Below are 22,239 nucleotides of genomic sequence, written 5' to 3'. Positions count from 1 at the left end.
CATTGTAAATCAATTTAATTGATATAAAAGTAGCTACACTAAAATATAATAACCTTAAGAGACCAGTATTCTCACCAAACCGTTTACAGAAAAGTAACCCTATATATGTAAATTGTAAAGAATATAATGACTCTTATCTTTTTAACGTTATAGAAGAATAATCTCTAACTTGTTTTTAAATAATAGGCAAACATCTGCGCCCAAAATGAAGAATAACGTGATATTATTATTGAGATGATTATATGTGATAATGCAGTTTGCAAACACTAAAATGATCTTGAATGTTAATCATTTGATGTTCTCTTTATACATATTAAAGATTTGTAAAATCTGAAATTAATAAAAATTGATAAGAGCTCTTGTTGATTGATCAACTTATACATTGATAGAATGAAGCTGCTTATTCTAGGAGTTTGAAAGGAAAAAACAATAATGTAAATGCATTTCTCTCTAGCGAAAAGTAAGAACTAATTTGCATTCGTTTCTTTGTGAAACATAAACGCAACTGAAAATAAAAATGATGACAACAAAACGAAAGACGCCCCGAAAAAAAACTGTAAAACACCGTAAATACTCTAGTAGTATCGTTATCACACTTTTTCTTATAATTTTTCGTTTCATTTTTTGGAGTATCAAAAGTATTTATTTTTATACACAAAAAAATACTTTATTTTTTGTTGGATCTATTCTTTTTACTATTAGTTTTTTATTTGTTTCATTTAATGCTTTATTTTCGCAAATGACAACACATCAAGGTATTTTCACTCAAATGAAGTTTTCTTCCGCTCAAAGTATAGGGAAGAGCTCTACTTTATCCAAAAAAGAAGCAAGATCACAAGAACTCTCTCGTGTAACTTCTGTACATTCTCAAAGTCATAACCACACAAATTCACCTTTATCCTCTCAATCAGCAAGCATGCTGGAAAAGCAAAAAGAATTAGCAAAATTAGGACTTTATGATGGACCATTAGATGGACTAGAAGGACCTAAAATACGCCGTGCGATCACTCTATGGAAACAACAAGCTGCTCAGAAAATGCAAAATAATGTTTTACCCAATTCTACAACAGATGAAATTGCGCTATTAATTAAGCAGAGCGAAATAGAAATGGAAAATAAAACAAAAAGAAATATAACACACTCAAAAGAAGCTGTTTTAGAGCCTTCTGTTGAAGATATTATACGGGTACAAAAAGCTTTACATATCTTTGGTCATGAAGAGGTTATTGTCACAGGAATAGAAGATCAAAAGACGATAGAAGCCTTAAAACAGTTTCAACAAATGTTTGATCTTCCTGTAACTGGTAAAATTAATCACACAATTTTAATAAAAATGCGTGAAATTGGTCTATTAAATTGAAGATAATCATTAATATTATCAAAAAATTTCTTAATTTATAATGATAATTTGCTTGTTGAATGCCCTCTCCCGAATACGAAAATATTCCTTCATCTCAAGCTCTCTTATATTAAATTAATCAGAGCTGTCTTCTTGCACATTACATATTGAGCCATACAATTTATAGCAAAGGGATCGTGACCTCTAGCAGAAAAAAGAAACCATTGCGAGAAAGCAAACGCACTTATTTTAAAATTTCCAATGCTTTAGATGATAAGGACACGCGAAATTCTGTTGTAGAATCACGCCTTCTTTTCATATTCTCGAGCAAGGATAGCCCAAATATCCCCATCAATCTGATCTTCACATATATAATACAAAGAATTTGTGCGAACACCTGTAAGGATAAGCAAAAGCAAAACCAAATGTATCATTTTTATCGTTTTACTGAGTGTCTAGACAAAAAGCGGGAAAATCTTTCCAATCCATTGCTAATCTATTTTGCATTTTATGAAGTTTTTTGCCTGAGAAAGCGCGTGCTTTTGTTGTCGCCTGTAAATCAACATAAAAACCTAACGCTGCAGTATGTTTGAAACAAATATTAAGGTGGTTCAGTACTTTTTCTGCTGTTGCAGCTTTTGGTATACCAGATGGAGCAAAGGTATTGCGTATCTCTGTTTGCCTAATCTCTGAAACGAAGAGGCTGTCTAATTTGGGGAAAATATGAAGTTTTAAAAGTAGAAACCACTTCTTACCTTTACCATTTCCTCTTAATTCTGCTTTACGGCTTTCAAAAGCATCTAAAGCAATGTCTTTTAGATAATGGAGATGACGCGCATTGCTTCCGCTTTTGTTTCTCACGTTCTTTAATGAAGTCACATCCTCTCATGTAAAACAGAACGCCCCAAACAAAATATACTTGAGTTGCACATTCACGTGCTTTCTTTAAAGAAACATCTCTCAAGGCATCCAAACCTATTTCACAATGATGTGCGTGAATGGTATAATGATAAGCTTACTGTGCACTACCATCTTGATGCTTATGAAGGAGCAAGCCGGGACCATCACACACTTTGCCTCTAATGTTGTGCTAGCTCTTGGCACGTGAGACGGTTTATTATAGGCATTATTTAAGCCTTTTCTTTAATGTTTTTCCCCCATACGCTAATATTACTTATGTGAAAACAAATGAATTTGACTGATTCAACATGGAATAAATTTGAAATGAGAGAATCTTATGATATTCAGGCTCTCATTCAAGATAAGAATTTAAATTTATCATTATAAATCAATATATTGAGTAATTATGATATTCCTTCATAAGTGTAAAGATGGTAGCGCACAGTGAATTTTATAAACTCTGAAGGACAGATTTTATAAATTTACGGAGCGTTTTACATAATTCCATTACACAAATACCGACGTGAAATGGGTTTTGCACTGAAAAATGTTTCTTCAAAACAGCGCATAAATGTGCAAAACAAATGCATTTGTTTGGGGTGTTCTGTTTTTCGTGAGAAATCCATACCCCTATTAAAAAAACGCGTGAATTAACTGCACAATAGCACGCTGCTTTCTAATTTAAGAGTCCCTTCAATACTGAAAATATATTAATAATACACTTTGTTCTATCTTGCTTTATATTTCCTCTCATAAACCTTTCAAAAATATACTTTCTCGCGTGATATAACTTATAGAGCATCCCTAGAAGGGCTTTTATTTTCTTTCATGAAGGAAATAAAAGAATATATAAAAATTCATTTCAGTAATAACTATACAACAAAAAAATATTAACCCATTACATCCTTTTTGCTATTGCGGACTGAGCTGCTGCTAAACGAGCAATTGGTACCCGAAAAGGAGAACATGAAACATAATCTAGGTTATTTTCTTCACAAAAAGCAATAGAGGCAGGATCGCCTCCATGTTCACCACAAATGCCCAATTTTATTTTTGCGCGCTTTGAGCGTCCACGCTGTGCTGCAATGGTAATAAGTTCTCCTACCCCATCACGATCAATAGATACGAAAGGATCTAGCTCTAAAAGTCCTTTTTGAAAATAGGTTGCCAAAAAAGGAGCAGCATCATCACGGGAAATTCCAAAAGTTGTTTGTGTCAAATCGTTTGTTCCAAATGAAAAAAATTCCGCAGTTTCAGCAATTTCATCTGCTCGAAGCGCTGCCCTTGGAAGCTCAATCATTGTTCCAACCATATATTGAATGATGGTTCCCTTTTCTTTCATCACTTCCTCAGCTACCTGATCAATACGCGTTTTTATAAAATCGAGTTCAGATTTAAGTGCAATAAGTGGTACCATAATTTCAAGCATAACAGGAGAGCCAGATTTTTGAGCCGCTTCTGCTGCTGCTTCAAAAATTGCCCGCGCTTGCATTTCAGCAATTTCAGGATAAGTAATAGCTAAACGGCATCCTCGTAATCCAAGCATAGGATTAAATTCGTGCAACTGTTGCGCACGTTCAACAAGCATTTCAGCAGAAACTCCCATAGCTGTTGCAACATCAAGAATTTCTGCATCAGTTTTTGGTAGAAATTCATGGAGTGGAGGATCTAACAAGCGAATGGTAACAGGCAAACCACACATAATTTCAAATAATTCAGCAAAGTCTGAACGCTGCATTGGCAAAAGCTTATCTAATGCTTTACGACGACCACTTTCATCATGACTTAAAATCATTTCACGCATGGCTATAATACGTTCACCAGAAAAAAACATATGCTCTGTACGGCAAAGACCAATACCTTCAGCCCCCAAAGAACGCCCCATACGAGCATCAGATGGTGTCTCAGCATTGGCGCGAACTCTTATACGCCGCATCTCATCAGCCCATTCCATTAATTTTGCAAAGTCTCCGCAAAGCTTAGGCTGCAACATTGCAACTTTTCCCTTTAAAATTTCTCCACTTCCACCATCAATCGTGATAACCTCGCCTTTTTTAAAGCTTTCTCCTGAAGCAAACAGCGTATTTGTGTTATAATCAATCCGCATACTGCCAGCACCAGAAATACATGGCTTTCCCATCCCCCGCGCAACAACAGCAGCGTGGCTTGTCATACCTCCACGCGTTGTTAAAATTCCTTCTGCTGCATGCATACCATGAATGTCTTCTGGGCTTGTTTCTACACGGACCAAAATAACTTTGCGACCTTCTGCTGACGCAGTTTCTGCCTCTTCTGAAGTAAAAACAATTTCACCCGTTGCTGCTCCAGGAGAAGCCGGTAAACCACGTCCTATAACAAAACGTTCTGCTTTGGGATCAAGTGTTGGATGTAAAAGTTGGTCAAGTGATTTTGCATCAACACGCATTACAGCCTCTTCACGGCTTATTAACCCCTCCTCAACCATTTCAATTGCCATCTTGAGAGCTGCACGAGCCGTGCGCTTCCCTGAACGAGTCTGCAGCATCCATAATTTACCTTTTTCAATAGTAAATTCGAGATCTTGCATATCCCGATAATGCTGCTCAAGCTTCTGCGCAATCTGACATAATTTCAAAAAAGCCTCAGGCATGATTTTTTCCAAAGACGGCTTATTTGAACCAGCAACAATACGCGCATTTTCTGTAATATTTTGAGGCGTTCGAATGCCCGCCACAACATCTTCCCCTTGCGCATTAACTAAAAATTCACCATAAAGTTCTTTTTTCCCTGTCGATGGATTGCGTGTAAAAGCAACACCTGTTGCCGAATCTTCTCCCATGTTACCAAAAACCATAGCTTGCACATTAACTGCCGTTCCCCAACTTTCAGGAATGCTATGTAAACGGCGATAAGTAACTGCGCGTGCCGTCATCCAACTTGAAAAAACGGCTCCAATCGCCCCCCATAACTGTTGTTCAGGATCTTGTGGAAAAGGGGTTCCTAATTTTTCTTCAACATAGGCTTTATAAGAAGTAATAACATTTTTCCAATCATCTGCTGTCATTTCTGTATCAACAGTGTAACCATTGCATGCTTTTGCTTCATCAAGAAGCTCTTCAAAATACGAATGGTCTAGCCCCAAAACAACGTTAGAATACATTTGGATAAAACGCCGATAACTATCATAAGCAAAACGTTCATTATTGGCTTGTAAAGCAATTGCTTTTACAGTTTCATCATTCATGCCAAGGTTCAGCACTGTATCCATCATCCCTGGCATAGAAGCCCTAGCCCCTGAACGAACAGACAGTAAAAGTGGTCTTTGTTTATTCCCAAATTCACGTCCTGTTTGTTCAGCAACGCGTCTTAGTGCTTGCTTAACAGATTCCTGGAGCTCTTCTGGATATGATTTGTCATGGGCATAATAAAAATTACAAACTTCTGTTGTCAGCGTAAATCCGGGTGGTACGGGCAAACCAAGATTACTCATTTCTGCCAAATTAGCCCCTTTACCTCCGAGAAGGTTACGCTCACTTGCACTTCCTTCCGCCTTTCCATCTCCAAAACTATAAACCCATTTTTTCACTGTACAAATCCTCCCATATCAGCATCAAAACATTATTCAACCTAGGCTCACTTAAAAGCAATGATTTGATTCAAAATCGGCTCCAAAAAATATCGCTTCATAAATGCATAATATTAATCCTTCCAAAAGAGATAATGACCAAAAGTATCATTCTCCATCTTCTGGAAGATTAAGATTCAGTTTTTAAGAAAACTATCAATCACCGAAAAAAAATCTTCTACTTTCATGGCACCTTCATATTTACTACCATTAATAAAGAAAGTAGGTGTTGCTGTGACACCAAGCTCTTTACCGCGTTCAAAAGATGCATTTACTTCATCTAAAATGGACTGATTTTTCAAACACGCAGTAAAACTTTCATCTGTAAAACCAGCCATTAAGCCAATTTTTTTCAATGGTGTTAGAGCATTTTTTCCGAAAGCCCATTCATTTTGTTTTTGAAATAAAACTTCTATCAAAGGAAAATAGCGATCTTCTGGTGCACACCGTGCCAACATAAAACCTGCTGTTGCCCGAGGATCAAAAGCATATTCTCGGAAAATAAGTTTTACTTTTCCTGTTTTGATATACTTTTGACGAATTTGGGGAAGTATATCATTATAAAAATGCGCACAATGAGTACATGTCAACGAAGCATACTCAACAATGACGACTGGTGCATCCGCCTCTCCCTCAAAACGATCCTTTACTTTACCCGATTGGAGAAGCTCTGCCATATCAACAGTTGCCACTGATTTGGGATCACGCGCTAAAGCAACTGTTACACTGTTTTGTACAATCGTTATGAAGAGAAAAATTATCCCGAAAGATAAAAAAGAACGATATTTTACCATAAATAATACTTTTCTGTTGTTATTAACGAATAGGAATCCAATGCTTTCTCATATATTAAAGAAAAATATATAAAATATATTGCTATTTATTATTTTTTTCCAAGAAAATGCAACAGCCAAGTTTATAAAGTGCTTGCTGCAAGCTTGTATCTTCAATTCCTTCAAGCATTTTTTCCACGCATTTTTTGTCTTGTTCACTCAAAGGCGGTTTTAGAGGCAAGTGATTCATAAAAACCGATATACTCCTTTGCTCAATCTTGATGCGATCAATAGCAATATAGCCAAAAAATCCGTTAATTCTATGAAGTAATTCCTCTGTTTCATGCATTAATTTTAACGCAGCAAATCCTTCACATGCGATAACAAGTGTTGCTGGCTGAAAAACTTCATCTTGATCTGCACGACGTTTCCAAATAATTTTAAGCGGCATTGTATATTCACTGATATCATAGCCCGCAATTTGTGGCCAATGTTCTAGAAGCGCTACATTAAGCCCTGTCCGTTTGCGTAAAACTGGATCAAGTATTTTGTATACCGTCTCAGAAAGAGAATAAAAGATACGTTTTTTAAGTTGTTTTCTCATTTTTAGATCATTGTTCAACCGCTTGCTAAATTAAAATCATTTGTTTCATCTAAAAATTGTTGCCTCCTCAATTTATGAAATATCAACAAAATAAAAAGCCTTTTCTCACCAAAGCTTTGACAATAAAAGAGCAAAAAACATGAATTACAAAATAAATAATTTTTTCTTTTGCATTTTATATCTCCCTATGCTTGAAAGCAATCATGTATGAAATTTCTTCGCACCTCCTTGCTTGGTACGATAAAAATCACAGACATCTTCCATGGCGGATTACCCCCGAAGAGCAAAAACAAGGTATCCGCCCTGATCCTTATCAAGTTTGGCTTTCTGAAATCATGCTTCAACAAACAACCGTTGAAGCAGTTAAGCCTTATTTTAAAAAGTTTCTAAAACTATGGCCAGATCTTTTCTCTTTAGCAAAAGCCTCACAAGATGATATCATGAAAGCATGGGCTGGACTTGGTTATTATTCACGCGCGCGTAATCTTAAAAAATGTGCGCGACAGCTTGTTGAAAACTACGCGGGACAATTTCCACAATCTGTAAAAGAATTGCGAACTCTAGCCGGTATTGGAGATTATACTGCCGCAGCCATTGCTGCGATTGCTTTTAACCACCCTGTAGCAGTGGTTGATGGTAATGTCGAACGTGTGGTAGCGCGACTTTTTGCTATCACTTCAATATTACAAAAAGCAAAAGTTGAAATTAAAGAAAAAACACAAAAAATTACTGCTTTAAATCGTCCTGGTGACTTTGCTCAAGCAATGATGGATCTGGGAGCAATAATTTGCACTCCACGTAAACCATCTTGTTATATCTGCCCTCTTCAATGTTTATGCAAAGCGGCAAAGATGCAACAAACGGAATCTTTTCCAGTCAAAGCCCCTAAAAAAGAACGCCCTTCAAAAACAGGGATTGCTTTTGTGGTCCTTAATCAAAATAAACAAATTTATTTAGAAAAACGACAGACGCAAAAACTCCTTGGTGGAATGACCCAAATTCCTAACAATATTGGCATCGATAACGAAAATGGGCTCAAAAACGCTCCCTTTACTGCCAATTGGCAATTCAAAGGACAAATTACGCATGTTTTTACTCACTTTTCTTTAAAACTCGATGTTTACTATACCGAAGATGTTCATGAAATGAATTGTGAAAATGGTTGGTGGTGTAACATTCAACATCTTGCCGAAGAAGCATTACCTACTGTTATGAAAAAAGCCATTTCCATAGCTCTTCCCAATTCTTTCAGATTTAAATAGCCTTGTTTATAAAAAATGTTTGCTAATGAAAGCTTTTGTATCTCTAGCGACCATTTTTTAATCTTTAAAAGAAAAATTTAAACACGTGAAATGACCAATTTTTTTCTACAGATAAGAATTAAGAAGGAATAGAAAAACTTAGAAGCCTTAGATTTAAATTTCAGGATCTGCCCTTTGTTCGCTCAGATAGGTATACGTGTTACCTAAAAAAAACACTTGATTTTGAACTTCTAAATGAACCTTTTAATTCCGATATTTCGTTTTTATAAGCTTATATTGATACTGTTTTGGAACTAAAATTAAGACATAGAGTGCAAATTTCTCATTTTTATTTCTTCTACAAGAAGCGTAAAAATACTCGCTTGCCACTCACAAGCGAGATTAGTGTGTCAATAAAAAACATCTAAGAAAGGCTAAAACGCTCTCACGTCCATCTCAATCAAGATCAGGTACATTGGTGGTCAATAGAATAAAGTGATCAGCTTAGTTCATAAAACACCCGTTTTTAACATTTGTGAACGTATGATCATTCTTAAATGATCTATGGACTTCAACCGTCCATTTTCCTCATAATACCAAAAGGTCCAACCATTACAACTCTGCGAATCTTGAGCCTTTCTTCCCATTGCGTGAATTGAACCCGCTTCACCACCATGCATAATCGTACCATCAGCTCTTACAATAGCAGATACTTGCTTCTTACGATCGTAAAGAACTTCTCCAGGATAGAGTAAACCTGCTTCAAGCAAACTGTTGAATGCTACGCGCGGTTCTGCTTTTTTTCTATCCAAAATCGCTAGTTCTGGTTGCGCTAAAGGTTTAACCGCCGCAATTCTCTCACATGCAGCATCGATGTAATCTTGCTCGCGTTCAATCCCAACAAAATCACGCCCTAAAAGCTTGGCAACAGCACCTGTTGTTCCCGAACCAAAAAACGGATCGAGAATAACATCACCAGGTTTACTAGAAGCCATAATAATACGCGCTAATAACGCTTGCGGTTTTTGTGTTGGATGTAATTTACGTCCTGAATCATCCTTTAAACGTTCAGCTCCAGTGCAGAGAGGGAAAAGCCAATCTGAACGCATTTGTAAATCTTCATTTGCTGCTTTTAAGGCATCATAATTAAATGTGTACTTTTTATCTTTTTGATCTCGCACGGCCCAAATAAGCGTCTCATGAGCATTTTGAAAACGGCGCCCTCGAAAATTAGGCATCGGATTATTTTTGCGCCAAATAATATCATTAAGCATCCAAAAACCTAAATCTTGTAATGCCGTCCCAACCCGAAAAATATTATGGTAAGATCCGATAACCCAAAGTGTTCCATTTGGTTTTAATACACGACGACAAGCAAGCAACCATGCACGGGTAAAAGCATCATAAGCAGCAAAGCTCTCAAACTGATCCCATGCATCATCAACCGCATCAACAAGCGAATGATCTGGACGGTATAAAGCTCCATCCAATTGCAAATTATAGGGTGGATCCGCAAAAATCATATCAACGGAATGTTTTGGAAGTTTTTCTAGAACGGAAACACAATCTCCCTTAAAAATTTTATTGCGCCATGGCATTTGTGAGGGAGTACGAAGGAAATCTTTTTGAAGCTGAATAACTGTCATGAAAAACCCAACAAAATTAACTAAATTTGCCCTATAATCAACCAAAATAGTTTATAGGCCCGCATTACCAATCCATATTTACAAAATAGCGTAAACGTATCGTTAAAATTCCGCAAAATTGATATTCGTTTTTGTTTTTTAAGTAAAAAAATTTTTATATGAATGAAATCTTAATTTTCTTTTTTTCAATGTACTGTTCCCATATCTTTTATTTCGTAAAAGAATTAAGAATCATTTTCAAAGCGTATTTTTATGAAATAATGTCCTCTCAATATCGTTTTCATAAAAGTTGTCCATCTCGCAACATATAAAGGAATGTCTTATGCCTCAGATAGATCTTATTATTTTTGATTGTGACGGAGTTCTCGTTGACTCTGAATATCTTGCAGCAAAAATTGGATCTCAATTGCTCAAACAAACAGGATATGAAATATCACCCGAAGAATTGAGTGAGCGTTTTGCAGGGCTAATCTTTCGCGATATTCTTAAACACGTTGAACAGGAAACAGAAAAACCAATTTCTGCTCATCTCATAGATCAAATGACTAATATTTTTCGTACACAAATAAAAACTGAATTACGTGCTATTGATGATGTAAGAGAAGCCATAGAAATTATTCAAACACGCTATCCCTACTGTATCTGCTCTAATGCAAAGAGCATCGATATAAAAGAGATGCTTACCACTGTTGAACTCTATGACCTTTTTGAAGGTAAAATATTTTCTGCACCTGAAGTTGGAACAAAAAAAACCAAACCTGCCCCTGATGTTTTCCTTTTTGCTGCAAAACAATTACAAGTAGAACCCCAAAACACTATCGTTATAGAAGATTCACTTCATGGTGTACACGCAGCCAAAGCAGCAGGCATGCGTGTCATCGGCTTTACGGGAGGATCGCATAGCTATCTTGGCCACTCTAATATACTTGCAGAAGCTGGTGCTGAGACGGTTATTGCAAAACACGCTCATTTAGGAGAAGTCCTAGAAGCAATGGCAGTATGGCAAGATTTCGTATAAAAAACTTCATTCAATATATTTATCAGCACATGAAATCTCTTAGTAACATTCTTAGTATGGCGTCTTCTCTTGCTTAAAGCATACGTACAAAAGCTTAAACATAACTAAAATGGCTCCACGATGATAAATAACTCGTATATACTTACGCACTATATATTATAGTCAGTGGAACTCTCTAATAATTTAAGCTCTTCTGATTGTAAATTATTGTAAAAAGCTATAGATTTTATTTTACAATCTGAAATGAATATAACCAAATTCCCACTATTATGCTTCTTCTTATAATGATGGTACAGATAAATATTATAACTAACGATCATTAAGCTGATAACTTTACAATATATACCTTACAATAAACGTTATTATAAAAAATTAATAGCGTATTTAAAAAACATTAAAAGAACATCTATTAATCCAAAACAACTTTTATATTACTTATGATTCATACTAAATAAAAATATCGAATAAATTCATTTATTTACACTACTATTTTAAATATAAGTTATAAAATTATTTACATATTAATATATAAAAAATGCATAAAATACAATAACATCACATCATACCTAATAAAATATATAAATACCAAAAATGTTCTTATTATTTTTATAATTAAGTTTTTATGATTACATTTTATTTATTAATGCTTAAAATAAAACTATCATTATGTTTATTATTTCCTATTTATATACAAATATATAAACCACAAAAAACTAAAAAAGTAACTCAATGATTAGAAAAATATTTATTATGTCTTATAATAAGCAATCATATTATTCCAATAAAATATTCTTATTTAAAATTTTATAATATAAAAATTTTATAATATAAAAATAATACAACTGTATTATATATTTTATATAAACAAAAAGTATTTTTGTTGTTGACAATAAGAACATAATGTATTATCGTGTAACATAATGAGTAAACATATTTAGTGTTTTAAAATTTGTTTATTATCATTATTTGTGTATATAGGTTCGTATTAATATAAAAATATTTGAGGTAATTTATGGTAAAATTAGTTGCAAATTGTACATTATGTATCTTTACGGTGGCTGTTTTTTTTCTTTTGCAAGTTGCAAATGTTAATGCAAATTATTTAAAAAATAGCTCTCTAAAAGAAGATTCTTCTCCATCTATAATAAAACACGTGGAAAATAAAACAATCCATACAGCTTCTATTTATGTACCAACTTTAAGTTATGGAACAGTAAATGAATCAGCTCTTGAAGGAAAAGTAGAAAAAGTTGCTGCTTTTACAATAGGGGCAGGAGTGTTGTTAGGTGGATTTATAATAACTACATTGCTAAACTGGATAACACAAATAGTTGCAATCTTTAAATAAATTATAAAATAATTACTGTTTTGTTATGAACAATATAATAATAAATTAAATAATTAAAATAATATTCATTACTAATAAATAATTATTATAAGTATATCTAAAATATATATTTACCAATTATACGTATTTATTAATATATTTATGATATAAATATTTAAAGTATTTGAGGTGAAATTATGACAAAAGTATTTAAAAATTATATACTAAATATTTTTATAGCTATTGCTTTTCTTTTCTCACAAATTGTAAATGCTAATGCAAATCATTTGAACAATAGCTTTCAAAAAGAGAATGTTTCTGTTTCTGTAATAGAAAAAGCAACCAATATGGCTACTCTTTATATTTCAAATTTAAATTATGGAGTAGGAAATGAAGCTACTGTTGAAGGAAAAGTCGAGAAAGTTCTTGAGCCCATTACGTTAGGAGCTTTTGGTATTTCAATATTAGCTGGGTATGGAATAGGGACAATAGGTATAATTTTAGCGTGGCCCGTAGGGCAGATACAAAAACTCATAAGTTCTCGCTAATTAACAGTGATACCGACGACCTTATACTTAAACATTTGAAATATAAGAATAAAAATCTGAACGTGAGGCATGGCTACATTATCTGCTCATTGTTATTAAACTAAGACACATAAATAGCTTTCCCCTCACAAATAACAAGATTAGAAAGTATTTGAGGTGAAATTATGACAAAAGTGTTTAAAAATCATGTGTTAAGTACTTTTATAGCGATTGCTTTTCTTCTCTCACAAATTGTAAATGCTAATGCAAATCATTTGAACAGTAGCTTTCAAAAAGAGAATGTTTCTGTTTCCGTAATAGAAAAAGCAACCAATATGGCTACTCTTTATATTTCAAATTTAAATTATGGAGTAGGAAATGAAGATGGCATTGAAGGAAAATTTGTAAAGGTATTTGAGCCCATTACGTTAGGAGCTTTTACTACAATAGGAGCTTATATTTTCGGTGGACTTACTGGACTCGTTATGTCCGTATTCAGTGCGATGCTCGGAGGAGGAATAGCTAGAAGTTTAAAGTAAAAATAAAAAAATCTAAATAATCTGAAATTAAAAGCAATGCCTTAAATGGCGGACTGCCTCAGTAATTGGGGCAGTTTTTTTGTGCTTTCTATGGATAAATTTGTTCATTATGAATCATACCTGTGTAGCTTCAATATAACACCTATTAGCATAAAAACTGATAATTTAAACTGAATAAAAACCTCTCAAGATGCACAATTTAGGCACATAAAACTAGGAAATTATCTCATAAATCCTCCAACACAAGTTATAAATACCACTTTCCAGAAGCTAATTGTAATATGCATTTTGATTCTAAAAAGTCTAAGCAAAAATAGGTAAAATAAATGAATCTTTGCAAGAAAACTCTTTGAGAAATACCGCAATATGTAGAAAGCAATATAAATTATAAAATAGATTAACAAATAACAGAACAAAGTCTTTTGAAGATAAATTTTTAATATCAATATGTTATATCAAAATTTCTAAAGGACAATACCACTGTTTCATCATTATTGATAAGTATAAGCAAACAAACTTCCATTCATTTCACAATTCAAATATTATTAAAAATGTGAGACACACTACTGCATCAGTTTATCGATAATAAATAAATGAAAGAAAAAATTCATGAAATATATCAGCACAAGAGGCGTGGCCCCTGCTCTAGGCTTTACCGAAACGGTTATGACGGGTCTCGCTAATGATGGCGGTCTGTACCTTCCAGAAAAATTTCCTCAATTATCACCCGATGCATTACGAGCACTGCGTGGGCAATCCTATATGACCATTGCTAAAACTATTCTTTGGCCCTTTATGAATAACGAAATCGAATATGTATCTTTTGAGAATATGATTACCGAATCGTACAATACCTTTCGTCACCCAGCAACCTGCCCGTTACTGCAAATTGGTCCAGATGAATTTATCCTTGAACTTTTTTACGGTCCTACCTTGGCATTTAAAGATGTTGCAATGCAGTTTCTTTCTAGATTGATGGATTATATTTTAACTAAACAAAATAAATGGGCAACGATTGTTGCTGCAACATCGGGTGATACAGGTGGTGCTGCAATACAAGCCTTTGCTGGAAGAAAAAATTCAGATGTTTTTATTTTATTTCCCAAAGGACGTGTATCATCCATTCAACAACGGCAAATGACTACCAATCAAAGTGATAATGTTCACGCCATAGCTATCGAAGGAAATTTTGATGATTGCCAAGCACTCGTCAAAGCAATGTTTAATGACCATAACTTTCGTCAAAAAAGAGCGCTTTCAGGGGTTAACTCTATAAACTGGGCGCGCATCATGGCGCAAATTGTTTATTATTTTTCATCTGCCCTTTCCCTAGGTGCTCCTGATAGAGCCGTCTCATTTACTGTTCCTACTGGAAATTTCGGTGATATTTTTGCAGGGTATGTCGCTGCCCGTATGGGATTACCTATCGCACAACTGGTTATTGCAACAAATGATAATGACATCCTTCCACGCACATTAACCAGTGGCACTTACGAAATACGACCTATAACCCATACAACATCGCCTTCTATGGACATTCAAGTCTCTTCTAATTTTGAGCGCTTGTTGTTTGAAAGTGGTAATCGTGATCCAGTATGGATTCGCAATGCCATGGAGAACTTGAAACAATCAGGACGTTTTACTCTTGATGAAAAACAGCTTCAAAATATTCGCTCCCTGTTTTGTGCTGGGAAAAGTAGCATGGCTGAAACAGCACAAACAATTAATAGTGTTTATAAAGAAAGCGGCTATCTTATTGATCCACATACAGCCGTTGCACTCAAGGTAGCGCGCGAACACAAAAAGCCACATATTCCAATGATCACTCTTGCCACAGCTCATCCTGCTAAATTTCCTGATGCAATCCAAAATGCCTGTGGTATTAATCCACCACGGACATCTTGCCTAGATGGATTGATGGAATCCAAAGAGTGCTTTACAAGTCTTGCTAATAATGAAAAAATAGTAAAAGATTATATTTCTTTAAAATCAAATGCATCTTACTAAGTTCAGCTGCATTGTAATTAAAATCACAAATATTCCAATGCCCTTATAGAGGTATTTGGCTTGTTTAATGGAGTCGTAAACACATGGGTGTAGATATCAGTCGCCTGAGTAACGGTTTGACTATCGCCACACAGACAATGCAACAAATTGATAGTGTAGCGCTCGGAATATGGGTTAAAGTGGGCGCACGCAATGAAACCTTTACACAACATGGCATCGCCCATCTCCTTGAGCATATGGCTTTCAAAGGAACCGCCAATCGTACAGCTCTTAAAATTGCAACTGATATTGAAGATGTTGGCGGTGAAATCAATGCCACCACCAGTATTGAAACAACGGCTTATTTTGCACGTGTACTTAAAAGCGATATCCCGCTTGCTATCGACATTTTAGCCGATATTTTGATGCATTCAAAATTTGACGAAGATGAACTAGAACGAGAAAAACAAGTAATTTTTCAGGAAATTGGTGCCGCCCATGACACGCCTGATGATATTGTTTTTGATCACTTTACAGAAACAGCCTTTCGTCATCAATCCCTTGGTCGCTCTATTTTAGGAACAGCTAAAACTATTCAATCATTTACATCCGCTGATCTCCATGATTTCATTAATAAACAATATAGTGCAGATCGTATGATTGTCGTTGCAGCAGGAGCTGTAAAGCACGAAAATTTCTTGCGAGAAGTTGAAAGTCGCCTTGGTACTTTTCGCCCCCATTCAACTACCCCCCTTACTAATCTTGCAAATTATGTCGGAGGCGACTTTCGTGAATATCGCGATTTAATGGATACACAAGTTGTTCTAGGATTTGAAGGGCGTGCTTATCACGCGCGTGATTTTTATGCGGCCCAAATTCTTTCAATCATTCTTGGTGGTGGTATGTCTTCACGTCTTTTTCAAGAGGTAAGAGAAAAACGTGGATTATGCTATTCTATTTATGCTTTTCATTGGGGATTTTCAGATACTGGACTTTTTGGTGTTCATGCTGCTACTGGACAAGAAGGGCTCAAAGAACTTATTCCTGTGATTCTTGATGAACTTTCCAAGGTCAGCAAAAGTATTCATGCCAATGAACTTCAACGAGCGCAAACACAATATCGTGCTAATCTCATAATGTCACAAGAAAATCCTTCTAGTCAGGCACATCTCATTGCTCGCCAAATACTCCTTTACGGTCGACCAATTCCAATATCGGAAACAATTGAACGCCTCAATCTCATCACTCCTAAAAGATTAACTGATTTAGCGCATCGTCTTTTTACAAATTCCACTCCAACACTAACTGCTGTCGGACCTGTCGGCCCCCTCATGAATTTTGATGATTTAACATCAACTCTTTCATACAAGCTAAAGTAAAAAATTCTTTTCAAAGCAGCATCACAATAACATCACATATTTTATCATAAAATTTACTACAAAAGCTCTTCTCATTAAATAAGTTTTGGAAATATTGGGCAAAGAGGCGTACAAAACTACCCAATTCATACTTCATGTGATAAAGATTCTAATGAGTGAAGGTATATCCGTGAATATCTGGAAATTCATGGTTTAACTTTGCCCTTTTAAAATATAAAACTTCATTCGCTTCAATTTCCATTGGAGCAAATGGGTGTGTGGTCTATTTGTATATAAAATCACATAACTTAAGAAAAAGTGATTACAATTTATTATATAAATAAATTATAAAAGGTGGACGTTTTTTCTCAAAAATCGAAATGAAAATTAAACATCCTAAAATATTGAGAGTGGGACATTGTGAAGAGTTTGCGTAAAATAATTGACATCATTTTCATTGTAGTCGTTAGTTCTTTTGTCCATCTTACATCAGCACAAGCAATTGAGCCAGTTAAAATTTCTTCTCAAGATGCTGCTCTTGATCTCTCAAAAGCAATTGAAATTCACCATACAAACAACTCTATTTTTCAAACAAGTACAGCGCCAGGACCAGATGGTATTGTATGGCGTATTGAAGTGCAGGCAAAAAATGAAAAATTTTCCGGAAACTGGGCAGTTTTTTCTCTTGCAAATCCAACAGATGAACAAGTTGACCGTCTCATCGTTGCCCCCCATTACCGCATGGCACATTCTGGATTTTTTTGGCCAGACCTTGGATCAGCAAGGATTCAATCCATAACGCCAAGCGAAGGTTTTTCCCTCGATCGTCAACTTAGTGCAAACTCTGATATCTTTCGTATTACCCTTAACCCTGGTGCTGTTGTTACATTGGTGGCCGAACTTAACTCTGCCACTCTACCGCAAATCTATTTATGGCAACCTGAAGCTTATAAGGATGCAATTAATTCTTATACGCTTTATCATGGTATTCTTCTTGGTATATCAGGTCTCTTAGCACTTTTGTTAACTGTTCTCTTCGTTGTCCGTGGGACAGGACTGTTTCCTGCAACAGCGGCTGTCGCTTGGGCAGTGCTTTTTTATATTGGTATTGACTTCAATTTTTTAAATAAATTCTTTGCAGTTACACTCACAACACAGCCAATCTGGCGCGCTGGGACAGAAGTAGCGCTTGCTGCTACACTCTTCATTTTTCTTTTTACTTACCTCAACCTTAATCGCTGGCATTATCATTTTAGTTATGGTGCTATCGCTTGGACCATTGCCTTTTGCAGTCTAGGAGCCTTTGCTATTTATGATCCCATCAGAGCCGCTGGAATTGCGCGTTTGTCTTTTGGCCTTACCGCTGTGCTTGGTATAATATTAATCATCTATTTCTCAATCAGAAGCTATGACCGTGCCATTATGCTTATTCCAACATGGTTGCTCATTAGCTTTTGGTGTGTTGGAGCCTATGCCTGTATAGCTGGACATTTAAACAATGATATTATCCAGCCAGCATTAGCAGGGGGATTAGTGCTCATTGTTCTTCTCATAAGCTTTACTGTCCTGCAACAAACTTTTTCTAATGATGCTTTCCATGAAGGAATATTTTCCGACCTTGAACAACAAGTACTCGCAGCAAAGGGAGCTGGAAATATTATTTGGGATTGGAATATTGAGCGTGACCGTATTGTTGTACATCCAAACATGGCAACCCTTTTGGGTACTGAAATTCATAACCTCAATGGACCTATGCGCAACTGGATTTCAGCTTTGCACCATGATGATCGTGAACGCTTTCAAGCCGTATTGGATATCATTCTTAAAAATAAAAAAGGGCGCATTGATCAAATTTTTCGGCTTTCTTCCGGGGGTGGTTACTATCATTGGTTTTCTCTTCGTGCACGTCCGGCGATGCAAAAAGATGGAAAAATCACACGTGTCATTGGAACCATTGTCAATATTACTAACCACAAAAAATCTGAAGAACGTTTATTGCATGATGCAATCCACGACAGCTTAACCGGACTTCCTAATCAACAAATTTTCTTTGATAGACTACAAAATTATACCTCTTTAGCGAAAGCAAATATCAAAATTAGACCAACCGTCTTTATGATTGATTTTGACAATTTTCGCCAAATTAATCGCAAATTAGGCATCGCTGTTGGGGATACTGTACTCCTTATAGTCGCACGTCGTTTAAATCGTCTCATTAACTTTCAAGACACCTTATCGCGTCTTTCAGCAGACCGCTTTGCAATTATTTTACTCAGCGAAACTGAACCACAAAAAATTGCAGCATTTGCAGATCATTTGCACAAAACAATTTCAGCACCTATTTCACTTCCAGAAAACAAAATAATCCTTTCAACCTCTATTGGATTGGTTACATGGAGTGAAAGCCGATCGACGGCTAAAGATATTTTTAATGATAGTGAATTAGCGATGATTCGTGCAAAACAAATGGGTGGAAACCATATTGAACCTTTTCGTCCTAATTTTCGCACTTTGGGTCTCGAACATAATACTCTGGAGAAAGATGTTCATTATGCTATAAAACGTAATGAGATGAAAATCCTCTACCATCCTATTCTTAATTTATCAGACGGACATATTATTGGTTTTGAAACAATTGTAGAATGGCATCATCCCACTTATGGAAATTTAAATGTTTCTGATTTCATAAAAATCGTAGAAAATGAACAAATTGTTATGGATTTGTCACAATTTATCATCGATAATGCCATTATTGATCTTATAAATGTACAAGAAAAGTTTTCCCAACAATCTTTCTTTATTTCAATTAATTTACCAAGCGCAGAAATGATTCATCCGCGTTTTATCAGTCAATTGCGTGCCGCTTTGCTTCGCCATCCTCTTCACAAAGGGCGCTTGATGATTGAAATATCTGAATTTGTCTTAAGAAATAATCCTGAACAATCAGCGCACTTTCTCGAACAAATTAAAACACTTGGAATGAATCTCGCACTCGATAATTTTGGAACAGGTTATTCGTCTCTGACCTATCTCGTACGTTATCCATTTGATATGGTTAAACTTGATCGTTCACTTATCTCAATCGACTCTCTTAAGAAGAAAATTGTTCTAAAGTCTATCATTAATATGGCAACAGATCTTAATTTGCAAATTATCGCAGAGGGTGTTGAAAATGAAAAAGAAGCAATCTTCCTTCGTCAAGAAGGCTGTAAATATGTTCAAAGTACACTTGTGACGAAACCGATTGCCATAGAAGAATTAATTACACTCGTTCAGAGCCATTTCCCTTATAAAATAAAAACATAATGGATAAAATAACGTGTAAAGTTAAAAAGCTTAGAAAAAACTCTACGCGTGTCCCATTTCAGAAGCAAGATAAGTTGGATCGATACCCATGCGTGTTAAACTTTTATCATATTTGCAGCTTAAATCGCTTTCAAAAAGAAAACTAGGTGATGTAGAACTGATTAGCCAACCATTTGTAGAAATTTCTGCCTCAAGTTGCCCCGCTTTCCATCCAGCATAGCCTAATGCTACCAGTGCATGTTGCGGACCTTGTTCGCAACTGATCGCTTTTAATATATCAATTGTCGCAGTAAAGCAGACCTTATCTGCAATAAAAACAGTTTCTTCACAAGCATAATCATCTGAGTGAAGGACAAAACCACGCGAAGGATCAACAGGACCACCATAGCGAACTGGAAACTGTTTTATTGGTTCAGAAAGACTTTTTTTTTGGCCACTGTCTATGACTCCCAAGTGAAGCAAAAGCTCTGGAAAACCAATATGATGCAATTGATTGAGAATGATGCCCATCGCACCGGCATCAGAATGCGCACAAATATAAATAACAGAACGAATAAAGCGTTTGTCATTCATCCCAGGCATTGCTATGAGTAATTGTCCACCTAAAAAGCCATTACACCGCTTCATTAATCTGTTATTCTCCATAATTTACATGATAAAAGTTTGTTCATTTAGCACACTAGGAAAATAAAACTCCAATGAAAAAAAGTCGTATATTTACAAATTTACAAAATATCGCAACTTTCTTTTATAAAAAGCTTTTCGTTACTTTAAGCTTAACATTCATAGTTTTAGAATTACTTAACATTCCTGTAAACGCTCAAACAGAACAAAAACTCCAGCTTTTCGCAACATCTTGGTATGAATCAGATGGTGGTCGTATCCGATTAGCGATCACTGAACCTTCTCTTTCTGGAATAAGAGAAGGCATTATTGAAATTGAGCTTAAACCAGGATGGAAAACTTACTGGCGTAATCCAGGTAATTCTGGCATGGCACCATTTTTTAATTTCAACCAACAGATTTCTTATGAAATCTTTTATCCTACTCCACAGCTTTTTGAAACAGAAAATGATTGGTCATTAGGTTATAAAGATAAAGTAATATTGCCCTTCAATCTTTCTGGTTCAAGAAAAAATTTAAGTGGTGCTTTCACTCTTGGATTATGTAACAAAATCTGTCTTCCATTTACTATTAACTTTGATTTTTCGCCATCTGCTCTTAAAAATAAACATCTTCCTGCTTCCTTCTTAAAAAAGGCGCAAGATTCTTTGCCCCGCATGATGCAGAATGCACTAAAAATAAGTGCCGAAAAAAATAACAGTACCCTTCTTATAAAAATACAAAATAACAACAAAACTACACCTTCCTCTCTCTTTTTAGATGGAGGAGAAATGCAAATTGGAGCAGCAAGAAAAGTCAGTGATAACGCAGAATATACACTCTTCAGTGCTCCACTCTATTTCGCACCAGAAGAAATAAACCAAAAAATTTTTTATACAATTTCTTTTAAAGATCACGCCTTAAGTGGAACATTCATATTCCATACGCAGCCAACCCCTCTTGCGACTCCGTGATAAAAGAAAAAACTCCCAAACAGCAATTATGCTGGAAAACGTCCATTTTCACGATATTGAGTAATTGCTTTGCGAGCAAGGGCATCTGCGCGTTCATTTTCTGGATGTCCCGCATGCCCTTTTACCCAGTGCCATCTGACTGTATGACAAAAACTAGCATCCTCAAGAGCTTGCCATAGCTCCATATTTTTAACAGGATTTTTTGATGCGGTGCGCCAATTATTCTTTTTCCAATCTTCAATCCACTTAGATATACCGTTACGTACATAAACTGAGTCTGTATAAAGATCGACAAAACATGGCTCTTTAAGCGCCTTTAATGCACAAATTGCCGCCATGAGTTCCATTTGATTGTTTGTCGTATGGACCTTACCGCCATAAAGCTCCCGTTCATGACCATTCCAGCGTAAAATTGCCCCCCAGCCTCCAACCCCAGGATTCCCAGAGCAAGCACCATCTGTATAAATTTCAACGACTTTTTGTTGAGCTGCCAT

At 35.5% G+C, this 22,239-nt stretch carries 16 protein-coding genes and 1 pseudogene; 10 read left to right on the top strand and 7 right to left on the bottom strand.

Annotated features, from left to right (window positions below):
* The first annotated feature begins 520 nt into the window (after window positions 1–520).
* Entirely contained in the window at window positions 521–1,360 is an 840-nt protein-coding gene (locus tag ACFIJJ_RS01420; protein ID WP_375622336.1) for a peptidoglycan-binding domain-containing protein, read from the top strand.
* A 140-nt stretch (window positions 1,361–1,500) separates the two neighbouring features.
* On the opposite strand, the pseudogene ACFIJJ_RS01415 reads toward ACFIJJ_RS01420, so the two are convergent.
* The 4 genes and pseudogenes from ACFIJJ_RS01415 to ACFIJJ_RS01400 all read right to left on the bottom strand — a co-directional run.
* Window positions 1,501–2,466, bottom strand: a pseudogene (locus ACFIJJ_RS01415) (integrase); the annotation flags it as partial.
* Between the two features lie 671 nt (window positions 2,467–3,137).
* Entirely contained in the window at window positions 3,138–5,804 is a 2,667-nt protein-coding gene (ppdK, locus tag ACFIJJ_RS01410; RefSeq protein WP_375645722.1) for a pyruvate, phosphate dikinase, read from the bottom strand.
* Between the two features lie 176 nt (window positions 5,805–5,980).
* Complete coding sequence (locus tag ACFIJJ_RS01405) at window positions 5,981–6,637, bottom strand: DsbA family protein (protein WP_375622292.1); 657 nt, start codon at window positions 6,635–6,637, stop codon at window positions 5,981–5,983.
* Between the two features lie 82 nt (window positions 6,638–6,719).
* Window positions 6,720–7,220: a DUF721 domain-containing protein gene (locus tag ACFIJJ_RS01400; RefSeq protein ID WP_375622293.1), complete on the bottom strand. Its 501-nt coding sequence runs from the start codon at window positions 7,218–7,220 to the stop codon at window positions 6,720–6,722.
* Between the two features lie 203 nt (window positions 7,221–7,423).
* Here ACFIJJ_RS01400 and mutY point away from each other — a divergent pair, with 203 nt between their 5' ends.
* Entirely contained in the window at window positions 7,424–8,482 is a 1,059-nt protein-coding gene (gene mutY / locus ACFIJJ_RS01395) for an A/G-specific adenine glycosylase (protein ID WP_375622294.1), read from the top strand.
* Between the two features lie 488 nt (window positions 8,483–8,970).
* Here the strand turns inward: mutY and ACFIJJ_RS01390 are convergent, their stop codons facing one another.
* The gene (locus ACFIJJ_RS01390; RefSeq protein WP_372440009.1) at window positions 8,971–10,059 is read right to left on the bottom strand and encodes a site-specific DNA-methyltransferase; all 1,089 of its coding nucleotides are present in this window, start codon (window positions 10,057–10,059) and stop codon (window positions 8,971–8,973) included.
* A 370-nt stretch (window positions 10,060–10,429) separates the two neighbouring features.
* Here ACFIJJ_RS01390 and ACFIJJ_RS01385 point away from each other — a divergent pair, with 370 nt between their 5' ends.
* The 7 genes from ACFIJJ_RS01385 to ACFIJJ_RS01355 all read left to right on the top strand — a co-directional run bounded on the left by ACFIJJ_RS01385 (window position 10,430) and on the right by ACFIJJ_RS01355 (window position 20,168).
* On the top strand, window positions 10,430–11,125 hold the full coding sequence (locus tag ACFIJJ_RS01385; protein WP_375622295.1) for an HAD family hydrolase: 696 nt from the start codon (window positions 10,430–10,432) through the stop codon (window positions 11,123–11,125).
* Window positions 11,126–12,137: 1,012 nt separating this feature from the next.
* Window positions 12,138–12,473 (top strand): hypothetical protein, encoded by a 336-nt coding sequence (locus ACFIJJ_RS01380; RefSeq protein WP_375645721.1) that lies wholly within the window; start codon window positions 12,138–12,140, stop codon window positions 12,471–12,473.
* A gap of 176 nt (window positions 12,474–12,649) precedes the next feature.
* Complete coding sequence (locus ACFIJJ_RS01375) at window positions 12,650–13,000, top strand: hypothetical protein (protein WP_375622297.1); 351 nt, start codon at window positions 12,650–12,652, stop codon at window positions 12,998–13,000.
* 164 nt (window positions 13,001–13,164) lie between these two features.
* On the top strand, window positions 13,165–13,518 hold the full coding sequence (locus ACFIJJ_RS01370) for a hypothetical protein (RefSeq protein WP_375622298.1): 354 nt from the start codon (window positions 13,165–13,167) through the stop codon (window positions 13,516–13,518).
* A gap of 609 nt (window positions 13,519–14,127) precedes the next feature.
* Entirely contained in the window at window positions 14,128–15,525 is a 1,398-nt protein-coding gene (thrC, locus tag ACFIJJ_RS01365) for a threonine synthase (protein WP_375622299.1), read from the top strand.
* Window positions 15,526–15,608: 83 nt separating this feature from the next.
* On the top strand, window positions 15,609–16,883 hold the full coding sequence (locus tag ACFIJJ_RS01360; RefSeq protein ID WP_375622300.1) for a M16 family metallopeptidase: 1,275 nt from the start codon (window positions 15,609–15,611) through the stop codon (window positions 16,881–16,883).
* Between the two features lie 399 nt (window positions 16,884–17,282).
* On the top strand, window positions 17,283–20,168 hold the full coding sequence (locus tag ACFIJJ_RS01355) for an EAL domain-containing protein (RefSeq protein ID WP_375622301.1): 2,886 nt from the start codon (window positions 17,283–17,285) through the stop codon (window positions 20,166–20,168).
* Window positions 20,169–20,210: 42 nt separating this feature from the next.
* Here the strand turns inward: ACFIJJ_RS01355 and ACFIJJ_RS01350 are convergent, their stop codons facing one another.
* Complete coding sequence (locus ACFIJJ_RS01350; protein WP_375622302.1) at window positions 20,211–20,795, bottom strand: YqgE/AlgH family protein; 585 nt, start codon at window positions 20,793–20,795, stop codon at window positions 20,211–20,213.
* A 71-nt stretch (window positions 20,796–20,866) separates the two neighbouring features.
* Between ACFIJJ_RS01350 and ACFIJJ_RS01345 the strand changes: the two genes are divergently transcribed.
* On the top strand, window positions 20,867–21,745 hold the full coding sequence (locus ACFIJJ_RS01345; RefSeq protein WP_375645720.1) for a protein-disulfide reductase DsbD domain-containing protein: 879 nt from the start codon (window positions 20,867–20,869) through the stop codon (window positions 21,743–21,745).
* Window positions 21,746–21,771: 26 nt separating this feature from the next.
* Here ACFIJJ_RS01345 and rnhA read toward each other — a convergent pair whose 3' ends face one another.
* Window positions 21,772–22,239: a ribonuclease HI gene (gene rnhA, locus ACFIJJ_RS01340; RefSeq protein ID WP_375622304.1), complete on the bottom strand. Its 468-nt coding sequence runs from the start codon at window positions 22,237–22,239 to the stop codon at window positions 21,772–21,774.

This window comes from Bartonella sp. TT29SHDZB, assembly GCF_042193395.1.
Taxonomy (GTDB): domain Bacteria; phylum Pseudomonadota; class Alphaproteobacteria; order Rhizobiales; family Rhizobiaceae; genus Bartonella.
The sequence above is the reverse complement of the archived record's forward strand: the minus strand, read 5'-3'. Positions and strand labels throughout refer to the sequence as shown.

Coding starts and splice junctions, on each gene's coding strand:
- ACFIJJ_RS01420 (WP_375622336.1), top strand. CDS start 521: ATGACAACAAAACGAAAGACGCCCCGAAAAAAAACTGTAAAACACCGT.
- ACFIJJ_RS01405 (WP_375622292.1), bottom strand. CDS start 6,637: ATGGTAAAATATCGTTCTTTTTTATCTTTCGGGATAATTTTTCTCTTC.
- ACFIJJ_RS01400 (WP_375622293.1), bottom strand. CDS start 7,220: ATGAGAAAACAACTTAAAAAACGTATCTTTTATTCTCTTTCTGAGACG.
- mutY (WP_375622294.1), top strand. CDS start 7,424: ATGTATGAAATTTCTTCGCACCTCCTTGCTTGGTACGATAAAAATCAC.
- ACFIJJ_RS01390 (WP_372440009.1), bottom strand. CDS start 10,059: ATGCCATGGCGCAATAAAATTTTTAAGGGAGATTGTGTTTCCGTTCTA.
- ACFIJJ_RS01385 (WP_375622295.1), top strand. CDS start 10,430: ATGCCTCAGATAGATCTTATTATTTTTGATTGTGACGGAGTTCTCGTT.
- ACFIJJ_RS01380 (WP_375645721.1), top strand. CDS start 12,138: ATGGTAAAATTAGTTGCAAATTGTACATTATGTATCTTTACGGTGGCT.
- ACFIJJ_RS01375 (WP_375622297.1), top strand. CDS start 12,650: ATGACAAAAGTATTTAAAAATTATATACTAAATATTTTTATAGCTATT.
- ACFIJJ_RS01370 (WP_375622298.1), top strand. CDS start 13,165: ATGACAAAAGTGTTTAAAAATCATGTGTTAAGTACTTTTATAGCGATT.
- thrC (WP_375622299.1), top strand. CDS start 14,128: ATGAAATATATCAGCACAAGAGGCGTGGCCCCTGCTCTAGGCTTTACC.
- ACFIJJ_RS01360 (WP_375622300.1), top strand. CDS start 15,609: ATGGGTGTAGATATCAGTCGCCTGAGTAACGGTTTGACTATCGCCACA.
- ACFIJJ_RS01350 (WP_375622302.1), bottom strand. CDS start 20,795: ATGAAGCGGTGTAATGGCTTTTTAGGTGGACAATTACTCATAGCAATG.
- ACFIJJ_RS01345 (WP_375645720.1), top strand. CDS start 20,867: ATGAAAAAAAGTCGTATATTTACAAATTTACAAAATATCGCAACTTTC.
- rnhA (WP_375622304.1), bottom strand. CDS start 22,239: ATGGCAGCTCAACAAAAAGTCGTTGAAATTTATACAGATGGTGCTTGC.